Annotated in this window: 11 protein-coding genes and 1 tRNA gene; 9 read left to right on the top strand and 3 right to left on the bottom strand. The window is 36.3% G+C overall.

All coding sequences use genetic code 11. From position 1 onward, the window contains the following. Nucleotides 1-21: 21 nt before the first annotated feature. Nucleotides 22-97, bottom strand: a tRNA-Gly gene (locus tag B9T28_RS04290). A gap of 64 nt (nt 98-161) precedes the next feature. Next, a complete protein-coding gene (gene cysS / locus B9T28_RS04285) occupies nt 162-1583 on the bottom strand; it encodes a cysteine--tRNA ligase (protein WP_086203036.1) in 1422 nt (473 codons plus the stop codon). Between the two features lie 446 nt (nt 1584-2029). Between cysS and B9T28_RS04280 the strand changes: the two genes are divergently transcribed. The 9 genes from B9T28_RS04280 to B9T28_RS04240 all read left to right on the top strand — a co-directional run bounded on the left by B9T28_RS04280 (nt 2030) and on the right by B9T28_RS04240 (nt 11853). Then, a complete protein-coding gene (locus B9T28_RS04280) occupies nt 2030-3007 on the top strand; it encodes a KpsF/GutQ family sugar-phosphate isomerase (protein ID WP_086202719.1) in 978 nt (325 codons plus the stop codon). A gap of 3 nt (nt 3008-3010) precedes the next feature. Further along, entirely contained in the window at nt 3011-3550 is a 540-nt protein-coding gene (locus B9T28_RS04275) for a KdsC family phosphatase (RefSeq protein WP_086202718.1), read from the top strand. 42 nt (nt 3551-3592) lie between these two features. After that, complete coding sequence (gene lptC, locus B9T28_RS04270) at nt 3593-4138, top strand: LPS export ABC transporter periplasmic protein LptC (protein ID WP_086202717.1); 546 nt, start codon at nt 3593-3595, stop codon at nt 4136-4138. Between the two features lie 40 nt (nt 4139-4178). Continuing rightward, nucleotides 4179-4691 (top strand): lipopolysaccharide transport periplasmic protein LptA, encoded by a 513-nt coding sequence (gene lptA, locus B9T28_RS04265; RefSeq protein ID WP_252053506.1) that lies wholly within the window; start codon nt 4179-4181, stop codon nt 4689-4691. After that, nucleotides 4691-5437: an LPS export ABC transporter ATP-binding protein gene (lptB, locus tag B9T28_RS04260; protein WP_086202715.1), complete on the top strand. Its 747-nt coding sequence runs from the start codon at nt 4691-4693 to the stop codon at nt 5435-5437. Before lptA ends, lptB begins: the two co-directional genes overlap by 1 nt. Before the next feature lie 799 nt (nt 5438-6236). Next, nucleotides 6237-9551 carry a SwmB domain-containing protein gene (locus B9T28_RS04255; protein WP_086202714.1) on the top strand — a complete coding sequence of 1105 codons (3315 nt, stop codon included), beginning with the start codon at nt 6237-6239 and terminating at the stop codon, nt 9549-9551. Nucleotides 9552-9673: 122 nt separating this feature from the next. Further along, nucleotides 9674-10270, top strand: a complete 597-nt coding sequence (locus tag B9T28_RS04250; RefSeq protein WP_086202713.1) for an IMPACT family protein — start codon at nt 9674-9676, stop codon at nt 10268-10270. Next, the gene (locus B9T28_RS04245; RefSeq protein ID WP_086202712.1) at nt 10263-10880 is read left to right on the top strand and encodes an acyltransferase; all 618 of its coding nucleotides are present in this window, start codon (nt 10263-10265) and stop codon (nt 10878-10880) included. Before B9T28_RS04250 ends, B9T28_RS04245 begins: the two co-directional genes overlap by 8 nt. A gap of 130 nt (nt 10881-11010) precedes the next feature. Further along, nucleotides 11011-11853 (top strand): universal stress protein, encoded by an 843-nt coding sequence (locus B9T28_RS04240; protein WP_086202711.1) that lies wholly within the window; start codon nt 11011-11013, stop codon nt 11851-11853. A 359-nt stretch (nt 11854-12212) separates the two neighbouring features. On the opposite strand, the gene B9T28_RS04235 is transcribed toward B9T28_RS04240, so the two are convergent. Then, nucleotides 12213-12878 (bottom strand): O-methyltransferase, encoded by a 666-nt coding sequence (locus B9T28_RS04235; protein WP_086202710.1) that lies wholly within the window; start codon nt 12876-12878, stop codon nt 12213-12215. Nucleotides 12879-12986: the final 108 nt, after the last annotated feature.

Here is a 12986-nt window from a genome sequence, read left to right as displayed (position 1 = left end):
GATAAGGGCTTTTTCGTATTTTGGAGCGGGAAAAGAGACTCGAACTCTCGACCCCAACCTTGGCAAGGTTATGCTCTACCAACTGAGCTATTCCCGCTTTATGCAGTGAATTATAGAGAATTTTATGGTGCTGTCAATTCTCTATTGTTTTAACTGGTCAATTAATCAGCACGACGCCAAATTGTACCTTGACGGGTATCTTCCAAAACAATGCCTTGATCTAGCAAAGACTGACGAATTGTATCGGCTTTGGCAAATTCTTTGGCTTTTTTAGCGTCTACACGTTGTTGAATAAAGTCGGCAATTTGCTCTTCAGATAAACCTAAAACCTCTTGACCAATGTCTGACTTTAAAAAATCATCTACATTCGATTGAACTAATCCAAGAATATTGGTGAGATGACGTAAAGTAGAATAATAGACAGTCGCCAGTTCTTGATTTTCATCTTTTACTGCACGGTTGAGTTCTTTATTGATCTCAAACAATATAGCAATCGCTTCGGATGTATTGAAGTCATCACGCATGGCTGTATTAAAGCGTTCAACCAAAGTTTCGTCTAAAGCTTCAGTGATTTTTTCACCGTAGCTTTGTTGGTATGCCTTGAATGAATGATAAAAACGAGAAAGAGTGTTTTTAGCTTCTTTTAATGCGGCATCTGAAAAATTTACAGGACTACGGTAGTGAGATGACACAATAAAGTAACGAATCACTTCAGGATGGAATTTTTCCATCACATCACGAATGGTGAAGAAGTTACCTAAAGACTTCGACATTTTTTCGCCATCAACATTAATAAAGCCAACATGCATCCAATAGTTGACATATTGCTCATCTGTAGAGGCTTCACTTTGCGCAATTTCATTTTCATGATGTGGGAACATTAAGTCTGAACCACCACCATGGATATCGAAATGATTGCCTAGGCAGCAGGTCGACATTGCAGAACATTCAATATGCCAACCTGGACGACCATTGCCCCACGGTGAAGCCCAAGATGGTTCATTTTCTTTTGCATGTTTCCAAAGTACAAAGTCAAAAGGATGTTTCTTTTCAACTTCGACATCGACACGTTCTGACGCACCTGCTTGCATATCTTCAAGTTTACGACCAGATAGACGCCCGTATTTTGCAAATTTTTCAACTTGGAAATAGACATCACCATTATTTGAAGGGTAAGCCGTACCTTTATTGACTAAATTACTAATCATATTTTGCATATGATCAATATAGTCAGTGGCACGTGGCGCTTGATCTGGTGCTAAGCAGCCTAAGTCTGCTGCATCATCATTCATTGCCTGAATAAAACGGTCAGTCAAAGTCGTAATACTTTCGCCATTTTCATTGGCGCGCTTAATAATTTTGTCATCAATATCAGTAATATTGCGAACGTATTTAACGCTCCAACCCTGACTACGCAGGAAGCGAATAATGTAGTCAAATGCAACCATGACTCGAGCATGTCCAATATGACAGTAATCGTATACAGTCATACCACACACATACATATCAATATGACCTTCAACGCGAGGTACAAATTCAACTTTTTTACGTTGCTCAGAGTTATATAGAACAAAAGGTTGCATAAGGGTTTTCAAACGCTCGACAAAAATCATTTAACATCATAACGTATGCATCTTATTTCATAAAGTTTTATCCGTATTGCAGCGTATGTTTTTTGGATGTAGATCTCTATAAAGTGAAAGTTATTTGAGCCAATGTGTCATCAAAATGAGGGCGATGGATTGGATTCATTTAAAAATTACAACCTGTAAAGCTTGGTGTGCATTTAAAGAATAAAAAAGTACGATGCGCACAGTAAGGTAGTGAGAATTTTTAAACGAATATAAGTTTATGTAAAGTTGAACTAGAAAAGGTTGTATGCAGGATGTCCTGAACATAAAAAACTTCTACATTTAGAAACGTACTATTTACGCAGATATGATAAAATTATGAAAATTATTTATTACTTGTATGTATGAGAGTGTATCTCTCACAAAGTTAAGGTAAATCCACGTTGAACCCAAAAAATATGCCAAATCAAATTGATTTTCAAAAAATTGCATTAGAAACTTTGCGTATTGAAGAGCAAGCACTACAAGTGTTAGCCACACAAATTGATGAACGTTTTAGCCAAGCTTGTGAAATTATTTTGCAGTGTAAAGGCCGTTTAGTCATCACAGGTATGGGTAAATCTGGGCATATTGGTCGTAAAATGGCGGCAACTTTTGCCTCTACAGGTACGCCTTCATTCTTTATGCACCCAGGTGAAGCTGGGCATGGTGATTTAGGCATGTTGGTGCGTGGTGATGTACTGATTGCAATTTCAAACTCAGGCAAGAGTGATGAAATTATGATGCTGATGCCGCTGGTTAAACATTTAGAAGTCCCTTTAATTACCATCAGTGGAGATGATCGTGGGCCGATGCCACAAAGTGCTGATGTGGCATTAACTTTAGGTAATATTCAAGAAGCGTGTCCATTGGGTTTAGCACCAACATCGAGTACTACAGCTACGTTAGTCTTAGGTGATGCTTTGGCGGTTGCTTTGTTAGATGCACGTGGATTTACCGCAGATGATTTTGCTATGTCACATCCAGCAGGTGCTTTAGGTAAACGTTTACTCTTACATGTTAAGCATTTAATGCATACTGGTGATGAATTACCTAAAGTTCGTCCAGATACGCCGATGAATAAGGTTTTATATGAAATTTCGAACAAGCGTCTAGGTTTAACCACTATTGTGGATGAAGATGATAAGTTATTAGGTATCTTTACCGATGGTGATTTACGTCGCTTAATTGATAAACAACAAGGTTTTGATGTGAATTTACCCGTGTCTACAGTGATGATTGAACATCCGTCAACCATTTCACAACAAGCGCGTGCAGTTGAAGCACTTGAAAAAATGAATGAAAAGAAAATTAATCAATTTATCGTTGTAGATGATGCCAATAAAGTGATTGGCGTGATTAGTATGCATGATCTGATTCAAGCTGGAGTAAATTAATCAATGGCTTCTTATGTTTTACTGGAACAAGCGCGTCATATTGAAGCATTGGTTTTGGATGTAGATGGGATTTTAAGTAATGGTTTTGTGACCTTAACCAATACTGGTGATGAAATTAAATCCTTTGATATCCGTGATGGCTTGGGAATGAAACTTGTCCAGCAAGCGGGTATAAAGGTGATTATTATCACGGGTCGTAAAAGTAATATCGTTGAAAAACGTATGTCTGACTTAGGTGTAGATTTAGTTTTTCAAGGGCGTGAAGACAAGGGTGTTGCACTGCGTGAAGCATGTGCACAATTGAAGATTGCACCTGAAGATTGCTTATATATGGGTGATGATTGGCCTGATTTGTCTGCTTTTGCACTTGCGGGTATGAAAGTAACCGTACCAAATGGTCATGTTGAAGTGCGTCGTCGTGCGGATCTGGTGACTCAAGCGGTAGGTGGGCGTGGTGCGGTTCGTGAAGTTTGTGATATGTTACTTATGTCAAAAGGTGTCTATCAGGAACTTCTTGAAAAATTTATTGCTGTCCCACATTAATATTTAATCTTGCTTTGGCATTGAGTTTATTGATCATTATTTATGGATACTAAAGCTCTATACATTACTGCGGTTGTTATAGCGGCAATTAGCGGTGGATATTATTATTACAGTGGAAAAGGTAAAAAGTTGGATGCAGATTCTGCACGCAATATGACCTATTCCGCTGATGGGATTCATTTGCTTCAAACCAATGAAAAAGGGCAGTTATATGTGATTGCCCAAGTCGATCATTTAGAGCAAGACTTGAGGGTTAAAACTTCGAAACTTGTGAATTTAAATGCTTCAATGTATCGCAATAATCAAGTTGATTCGACCTTCTTTGCCAAAGAAGCACGCAGTTATAATGACAATGAAAAAGTTGTTTTAACTGGACAGGTTCAGGCCACTAAATTAGGTGAACAAGGCAAATTGGTGTTTGTAACAGATGAGTTGACGGGTTATCCGAAATTACATATGTTGGAAACAAAGAAACTCGTTAATGTAAATACACCGAGTGCTCAATTTGTCAGTCAAGGCTTAAAAGCAGATTTAAATGCAGGTCAATACGAATTCTTTCATATTCGAGGAAAGTATGCACCACAATAAACCAATCTCCCTTTCAAAAAAAATCTTTCAACACATCATTATGGTTACAAGTTTGTGTGTTGTTTCGACTGTAACATTTGCATTGCCATCAGATCGCAGTCAACAAATTTCATTAATTGCAGATCATGCAACTTATAACGATAAAACAGGTGTTACTACCTATTCAGGTAATGTTGTGATTGAACAAGGATCAATGAAGTTGCAAGCGGCTTCAATTGTTGCCCAGCTGAATAAGAACAAACAAATTAGTACCATTACTGCAACAGGTTCACCTGCGAAATTTCAGCAACAGGTTGATAGTAATCGTGGTGTAGCTCGGGGTGAGGCTTCAAAAATTATCTATAATGCAGAAACAGGTATTCTCAATCTGATCGGTAATGCGTATCTGTATCAAAATGGTGCAAGTATTCGTAGTAGTACCTTGAAATACAGCATGAACAAAGGGGATGTAGAGGCATCGGGTGGTTCAAGTGATGCTGGATCGTCGAAAGGTCGAGTACAAATTATTATTCCGCCTTCAGCGACTAAAACCTTTCCTGGAGCGCGTGATTAATGCAGGCAGTATCAGATCAATCACAAGTTTTATGCATTAAGCATTTAGCCAAAAACTATAGTAAGCGTTGGGTGGTCAAAGATGTTTCTTTTACTATGCAGAGCGGTCAGATAGTTGGTTTACTTGGTCCCAATGGTGCAGGGAAAACGACCAGCTTTTATATGGTCGTTGGTTTGGTGCGGATGGATAAAGGTGAGATCCATTTAGATGATCTAGATATTTCTAATTTGGCTATGCATGAACGGGCACGTAAAGGTATTGGTTATTTACCACAGGAAGCATCTATTTTTAGGAAGCTCACGATTGCTGAAAATATTATGGCAATTTTGGAAACGCGTAAAGATTTAAACAAAGAGCAGCGTAAGCAGCGCTTAAAAGAATTACTGGAAGATTTTAAAATCTCTCATATTAAAGATTCATTGGGGATGAGTGTTTCTGGTGGTGAGCGTCGTCGTGCGGAAATTGCACGTGCTTTAGCTGCAGATCCTAAATTTATGCTGCTTGATGAACCGTTTGCAGGGGTAGATCCAATATCAGTCGGTGATATTAAAGAGATTATTCTTCAATTGAAAGATCGTGGTATTGGTGTACTTATTACCGATCATAATGTTCGTGAGACCTTAACTATTTGTGAGCATGCTTATATTGTCAGTGAAGGTGCAGTGATTGCTGAAGGAACACCTGAAGAAGTATTAGCGAATGAAACGGTACGAGAAGTGTATTTAGGTGATGATTTTACTGTTTAATAGGCTACAACTTCACATGATCAGTAGCACTTATATTATCTTGATAAGATAAGTTTTTATCTATATTAGATTAACTTCTAAAGTCCTTGGTGTTTTATATTAAATCAGCTTTGTGCTGATTTAATGCTTTTTACTTTTTAGATTAAATTTTAACTCCAGAACCGAGTCGGTAATAAAGGGGGGCTTGAAAGCTTGTAATGGTCTAGATTAATAGGATTCTATGAGATTTTAAGTGTTTAGAAAAGCGTGATTATGATTTTAATTTAACTAATATTAAGAGTAAGGTTGTAAGACAATGATTATTTTGTTTGTATTTTGTATGTTGGTAATTTAAATACGATTGTAGTTATATTTTTTTATTAATAATTTTTAATATATATATTTAAGTTAGTTTTTATGAACTAACTATTATTTAAAATAAAAATGATTAATTTTAATGAGTTATTTTCATAGAACCTTAAGTTTAATAAATTATTATATGATAATTATTAAATTTAACTATATTATTAAGTTTAATTGATTGATGATTTAGTTGGTTATTTGAAAAATGATATAATGTATAAAAATTAAACAATGAGGTTTGTTGGAGGTGCTGATGTTTATTTTAGTTATCATTATTGTGTAATAGTGGTAACTGCTTATCACTTATTGGATAAAACCAACTAAAATAGTTAAGATTGATTATAAGAAAATTTTTAAAAAAAACTTGGTTTTGTTTGTTAAAAATTCATTACTTGTGCAAATCCTCTCATTTAATTATCTTTAAATTTATAATTTAAAAACCGGAAAGGGTAGAAAGATGAATAATATAAATATTTACGAAAAAGGGACTGCAAAAATTTTAAGTCCAGAGACGGCCTCTAATTTCCATGCAGTTTATAAAGTGAATGTAGATAGAGAAAATATCTCTAAAATTATTCGCCTTAATAATAATTTAGAAATAACACTCAATAACGGTGAGAAAATTGTTATCGAGGATTTTTTTGTAGGAAATAAGCCACATGAATTGGTGATTGAGAATTCGAAAAGTGAATATTTTTTATTAAAATTTAATGAATTTAATAGTGAAGGTGTTGCTACAAAAATTGATTATGTTGGCATTAGTAATTTTCAAGAATATATCACGGATGATCCAACGTCAGTAGTTGCACCGGTATGGGCGTGGGTTGCAGGTGGTGCTGGAATTATAGCATTGGCTGCTGCAGGTGGCGGAGGTGGTGGAGGTTCTTCAGGAAATAATAATTCGCATGGAGATACTGTAGGGCCTGTAATTAATGCGAATATCAAAGATGCCTTACATGTAAGTATTAATTCAAATGAAGCTAGTAATATCATTATAAGAGATAAAGATGGTAAACAAATAGGTTCAGGTAATTTGACTCAAATGGGTGAATTGAATGTTACGTTAACTCGTCCGTTACATGATGGTGAAACTATTTTTATTACTGCAACGGATAAATCTGGTAACAAAACTGAACTTTCTATTACAGCAGGAGATGTCACGGCACCTACGGTAAATGTTGACATCATTGATAATGATTCTATTTTAATCACATCGAATGAACCAGGTAGTAAAGTTCAAATAAAGGATAAAGCAGGAAATATTATTGGAGAGGGCCAGATTGGGCCAGATGGTAAAGTTGAAATAATATTAAAAAACCCAGTAAATGATGGGGATAATATTAAAGTTATTGTTACTGATGATGCTAATAATGAAACTGTAAAAGATGTTATTGTTGATATTAATCCTCCTAGCCCAGCGGATGCCACCGCACCAATATTCCAAAGCGCCGAGGTGGATAGTACTGGCCATTTAGTGTTGCATTACAATGAAAACTTAGATGATGGCCATCCACCGAAAGTGAGTGACTTTAGCATTACCGTGGATGGTAAACTGGTTGTTCCTAATTCGGTTACGGTCTCTGGTACAGATGTGACATTAAGCTTTGTACCCCCGATCGGGATTGATCAAGCTGTTACCTTTAAGTACAGCGATCCAAGTGCAGCGAATGACACCGATGCGATTCAAGATACTGCAGGCAATGATGCTGCCAGTATTCCAGAAACCAGCTTAGCGCCAAGTGATAACCACTCAACAATAGATAGTACTGCACCGGTATTCCAAAGTGCCGAGGTGGATAGTACTGGCCATTTAGTGTTGCATTACAATGAAAACTTAGATGATGGCCATCCACCGAAAGTGAGTGACTTTAGCATTACCGTGGATGGCAAACTGGTTGTTCCTAATTCAGTTTTGGTCTCTGGTACAGATGTGACATTAAGCTTTGTACCCCCGATTGAAAGAGATCAAGCTGTTACCTTTAAGTACAGCGATCCAAGTGCAGCGAATGACACCGATGCGATTCAAGATATTGCGGGCAATGATGCTGCCAGTATTCCAGAAACCAGCTTAGCGCCAAGTGATAACCACTCAACAATAGATAGTACTGCACCGGTATTCCAAAGCGCTGAAGTAAATACTGCTGGTCAATTACTATTACATTATAACGAGGCTTTGGATGGGGTTAATAAACCCAATGTAAGTGCTTTTACGATTACCGTGAATGGTCAAACTGTCGTGCCGAATTCTGTGACTATCTCCGGTTCGGATGTAATTTTAAGTTTCTTCCCAGCAATCGAAGCGGGTAAAACAGTCACCTTTAAATATACTGATCCGACTGCAGGTAATGATGCGAATGCGATTCAAGATATTGCGGGCAATGATGCTGCCAGTATTCCAGTCACGAACTTACCTCCAGCTGATAACCACTCGATGGTAGATAGCACTGCACCCGATGCACCAATTATCTTAGGTGCGGAAGATAATGTAGGTGTCTCAGAGAATCTTTATTCTGGAGCGAAAACAGATGACTCAACACCGACGTTGTATGGCACGGCAGAAAAAGGCAGCATAATTACCATTTATGTTGATGGTGTGAAGGTTGGGACGACGAATGCAGATAATTTAGGAAAATGGAGCTATGAACCTACATTGACATATACTAACCATATTATTACTGCAACGGCAAAAGATGCAGCAGGGAATGTAAGTGGGCTAAGTAATAATTTTAATTTAGAAGTCTATGCACCAAGTGCAGACTCAAATCCTCTTGTTATATTGAAACAAGGTGCATTGCTAGGATTGATTGAAGCAGATGCTTTAGGTTTATTGAAATTAGATAATCAACCTCTTGTTGCTTTAGATGCAAATAATGATTTGAAAAAAGTAGTCATTAGTGTCTCAACATTAATAAATTTAGGTGCTTGGACTGCTTCTGATAATTTGGCGAAAATTTTGGGGCTGAAAATAGTACAAAAAGGATTCATTCTAGGTGGCTCGGAAATTACAATTACTGCCATAGATGGCGGAACAATGAGTAATCAAGTCATTATGGAATTCCTTGCAACCGTTTCTAATACCAGTATTTTAGGTGTTGGAGTTGGCACAACTACTTCAATTAAAGCATGGGATAGCCGAGCTGATTTATCAGTAGAGAATGGGGTCGGTTATTCTGAAGCTAAAGTGACTAGTCTTGTGGATATTAAATTATTAAGTGCTTCAGCTGCAACCTATTATGATAATGTCAATTTTTATGATCAAAGTCAGAATAATGCTAGTGTTCGGATTTATGGTTCGACTGATAATGACATAATAAAAGGAGGACATAAAAATGATGTTTTACGTGGTGGTGATGGTATAGATAAGTTGTTTGGTAATGAGGGTAATGATTTATTGGATGGTGGTAAAGGAGATGATATTTTAACTGGAGGAAGTGGTTCTGATACAGCAGTGTATCGTTTATTGGTATCAAATGATGCAACAGGTGGTAATGGAACTGATACGTGGACTGATTTTCATATGGGTAATGTAAAGACTGATACGGAGGCTGATAAAATTGATATTAGAGGGTTATTAGACAGTGATGCTAATATAGGGAATATTCAGCAATATCTTTCATTAACATATGATGCTATAAAACATGAAGCTGTTATTTCTATAGATCGTGATGGTAGTAAAAATGTATATCATTCAACAGAATTGTTAATTTTAACCAATCAAAATCAGTCTGTAAGTATTGATGAATTAATTCATAATCAACAAATCCTATTCTAAACCCATTTATTAAAAATAAATAAAAAACCCTAAGTTTACTTGGGGTTTTTTATTTATTTAATAATATTAAATCCAAGCTATAATATAAAAACTCTATGTGTTTTTAATATCTTGCCTCGTTTATGCCATTTACGCTTACCACAGAAACCAGCTATGAAGAAGAGATCAAAAAAAGTCGATTTCAAGCCATTGCTGCGCCTGTAGAAAATGAACAACAGGTTAAAAACTTTTTAGAACAGCATTTAGATTTATCTACAACTCACCAATGCTGGGCTTGGAAAATTGGTCATCATGTCCGATTTAATGATGATGGTGAACCATCTGGCACGGCAGGTCGACCAATTCTAGCCACGATAGATGGCAATGATTTAACCAATACGATTGTTTTGGTGAACCGTTGGTATGGTGGTATTAAATTGGGCACAGGTGGCTTGGTTCGTGCTTATGGTGGTTGTGCCGGACAATGTTTGCTTTTAGCTGAAAAAATTGAGCTTATTGAAAAAAAAGAGATTTATTTTACTTGCCAATTTAATGAATGGGCAATCTTCCAATATGAGCTAAATCAACAAAATATTGAGTATATAGAAGAATATACGGCAGATGGGGTAGCAATACAAGCAAGATTACAACTCGATCAAATTGAACCATTTGCGTTGAAAATTCAAGATGTGACACGAGGTCGTGAACAATTAAAGATTATGGATGAAACCAATGTCTGAGCAAGATTCATTATTGCAATACCGTGAGCAACATAAGCACCGATTAAATTATATGCCATGGCTCTATTATTCGCTTAAACCGAAAAATCGGGTCTGGGCTGATGCTTGGCAACAAGAATATCAAGACTATCTCATGAGTATGGAGACTGTTGAAATTGGTAAGAACTGTTTTATTTCACCTTTAGCCCATATTTTTGCTGAACCAGGACGGAAAATTATAATTGGTGATAATACATTTATTGCAGCGGATTGCACTTTGCATGGACCATTAGACGTTGGTTGTGAAGTTGCAATTAATCATCATTGTATTTTAGATGGTGGGCGAGCTGGGATTAAACTGCATGATCAAGTCCGTATAGCCGCATATTGTCATTTATATGCCTTTGATCATGGTATGGATTTAGCACAGCCTATTTATCAACAAGCTGTAACGTCCAAAGGGATTGAAATTGGAAAAGATGTTTGGTTAGGTGCACATGTAGGTATTAAGGATGGTATTAAAATAGCGGCACAAGCCGTGGTTGGAATGAATAGTATGGTCACTAAAGATATTGCCACGCGTGAAATTGTTGCAGGAAACCCAGCACAATTTATTCGGTATCGAGATTAACGGTATAATTTTTACAATTTCTTTATTTTTTTTTGAGATTTTATACATAAAAGTCGCTTAATCTATAAAAAACTTATGCTAAGTTAAAACAAGAATGCAACTAAGGCGAAACTGCCTAAGCGAGGCAACAATGAACCGAGTAATGGCTTGTATTGATTCGTCACCTTGTGTAAATGCATTGGCTGAAGCAGCCGCATGGATCGCAAAAAAAACGCAGAGAGAATTAGTACTCTTGCAAGTACTGGATTATTATCCTGCGAGTTACCATTTAGGTGAAATTAGTGGGGTTATTGGTTTTGAAAGTAATGCCATGTTACTTAAAGAACTTGCTGAATTAGAACAAAAACAAAGCGAATTGGCTTTGGAATATAGCAATAATTTGCTCAAGCATATTTCTGAAGATATTCAAAATAAATATGGAATTACACCCAGTCAGATTCAAGAAAAGGGCGATTTTTTAGAACAAAGTTTTAATATTTTACGAGAAAATGATATTGCTATCATCGGTCGTCAAGGTGCGCGATCTGCTGAAAAAAATAAGCATATAGGTAGTAATGTTGAAAATTTTATTCGTGGTGCTAAATGCACGGTGCTTACTGTAGGGGAAAACTTTAAGCCACCTTCACGTTTTATTTTTGCTTATGATGATTCTCCAAATTGTAAGGCAATGTTAGAGCGAGTGGCTAAAAGTGATTTACTCAGACTTTTACAATGCCATTTGGTTTATGTTGGAGAATATCCAGAAATTTTAAATCAACCAGCGCAATTGTTAAGAAATGCTGGATTAGATGTGGTGGTTGAATATCGTTATGGTGATGTTGCAGAAAATATTTTAGATTACCAAAATCAGCATGAAATCCAATTGATTGTTTTAGGTGCATTTAGTCATAGTAAAATTCACCAATTCTTCTTGGGTAGTGTTACAACAAGCATTTTTCGCCATGCGACTGTTCCATTGTTGGTGGTAAAATAGTCAATTAAAGATTGAAAATTTAATAGTTAGGCTTGTTATTTTTTAGTGGGCTTTTGCTTAAAAAAATGTATAAAATATTTAAAAGAATCTTGCTTTTTTCAATACAAGTACCTTTTTTGTTAATTTGGAAATGGATGATTAATTTGTAATCTTTTTAGAAAAATAGTTAAATTTCATGATATTAGTTGGTAATAATGGAGTTATCCACAATCATACAAACAGGTTTAGGGGATAACTCTATTCAAATGCTTTTGATTTTAATTTTTAAAATGAGTGGAAGAACAATAAACCAATGATAGAAAAGAGCCATGAAAAAGCCCCTATAAAGATAGAGGCTAAAAATCTTAATTCTGAACGGGCTATTTCACAATCGCAATCGCAAAACCATCATGTCCTTTACTACCGACAGTCTGTAAGGCAGTACTGGATAAAAGACGCGGATGATTTTGCATAAGTTGATACATTTTTCGAATACCTTCGATACTCGGTTTTTGATTTTTAGGATCGAGGATATCTCCTCCACGAATGACATTGTCTAGAACAATGATACTGCCAGAGTGAGAAAAATTTAGACTAAGTTCTAAATATTCAGGATAACTTTGCTTATCTGCATCAATAAAAATAAAATCGAATGGTTCAAAATCTTCAGGTAGGGCTTTTAAAATATCGGCTGCTCGACCGACTTTTAGCTCAATGGTTTGAGGCAGTTTCGCATTATCAATATTTTCTTGTCCTAATGCTGCATGCGTATCTCGACCTTCAATCGTTAAAATATAGCCATCTTCAGGTAAGGCACGTGCAAGCCATAGGGTACTGTAAGCTGCAAATGTTCCGAGTTCCAGTACACGCTTACATTTATTCATTTGAATCAGCATTTGTAATAACATGCCTTGATTCGGTGCAACAGCTAAATGGTCAGGAAACCCTTTATCATCGGTATTCTTTAATGTTTGTGTGAGAATAGGGTCTACTGGTGTTAAATAAGATTCGATATAAGTATCGATATCTGACCACTGTTGTTGCATATGATTTACCTGACTAATGTCACCTGAGTTGCGATAGATGCATTGTAAACTTTTCAGTTTAGAGTGCAATTCTAGAACTCATTTTAGTTAAATTTATTCTGCTTTTCG

It is taken from the genome of Acinetobacter silvestris, from assembly GCF_002135235.1.
GTDB classification, from domain to species: domain Bacteria; phylum Pseudomonadota; class Gammaproteobacteria; order Pseudomonadales; family Moraxellaceae; genus Acinetobacter; species Acinetobacter silvestris.
Note: the sequence above shows the minus strand (reverse complement) of the source record. Positions and strands in the feature narration are given on the sequence as shown.

What these genes read in the sequence shown, in the direction of transcription:
- B9T28_RS04280 (WP_086202719.1), top strand. Translation starts at nt 2,030, where the DNA reads ATGCCAAATCAAATTGATTTTCAAAAAATTGCATTAGAAACTTTGCGT.
- lptB (WP_086202715.1), top strand. Translation starts at nt 4,691, where the DNA reads ATGCAGGCAGTATCAGATCAATCACAAGTTTTATGCATTAAGCATTTA.
- B9T28_RS04250 (WP_086202713.1), top strand. Translation starts at nt 9,674, where the DNA reads ATGCCATTTACGCTTACCACAGAAACCAGCTATGAAGAAGAGATCAAA.
- B9T28_RS04255 (WP_086202714.1), top strand. Translation starts at nt 6,237, where the DNA reads ATGAATAATATAAATATTTACGAAAAAGGGACTGCAAAAATTTTAAGT.
- B9T28_RS04275 (WP_086202718.1), top strand. Translation starts at nt 3,011, where the DNA reads ATGGCTTCTTATGTTTTACTGGAACAAGCGCGTCATATTGAAGCATTG.
- B9T28_RS04240 (WP_086202711.1), top strand. Translation starts at nt 11,011, where the DNA reads ATGAACCGAGTAATGGCTTGTATTGATTCGTCACCTTGTGTAAATGCA.
- lptC (WP_086202717.1), top strand. Translation starts at nt 3,593, where the DNA reads ATGGATACTAAAGCTCTATACATTACTGCGGTTGTTATAGCGGCAATT.
- lptA (WP_252053506.1), top strand. Translation starts at nt 4,179, where the DNA reads ATGGTTACAAGTTTGTGTGTTGTTTCGACTGTAACATTTGCATTGCCA.
- B9T28_RS04245 (WP_086202712.1), top strand. Translation starts at nt 10,263, where the DNA reads ATGTCTGAGCAAGATTCATTATTGCAATACCGTGAGCAACATAAGCAC.
- B9T28_RS04235 (WP_086202710.1), bottom strand. Translation starts at nt 12,878, where the DNA reads ATGCAACAACAGTGGTCAGATATCGATACTTATATCGAATCTTATTTA.
- cysS (WP_086203036.1), bottom strand. Translation starts at nt 1,583, where the DNA reads ATGCAACCTTTTGTTCTATATAACTCTGAGCAACGTAAAAAAGTTGAA.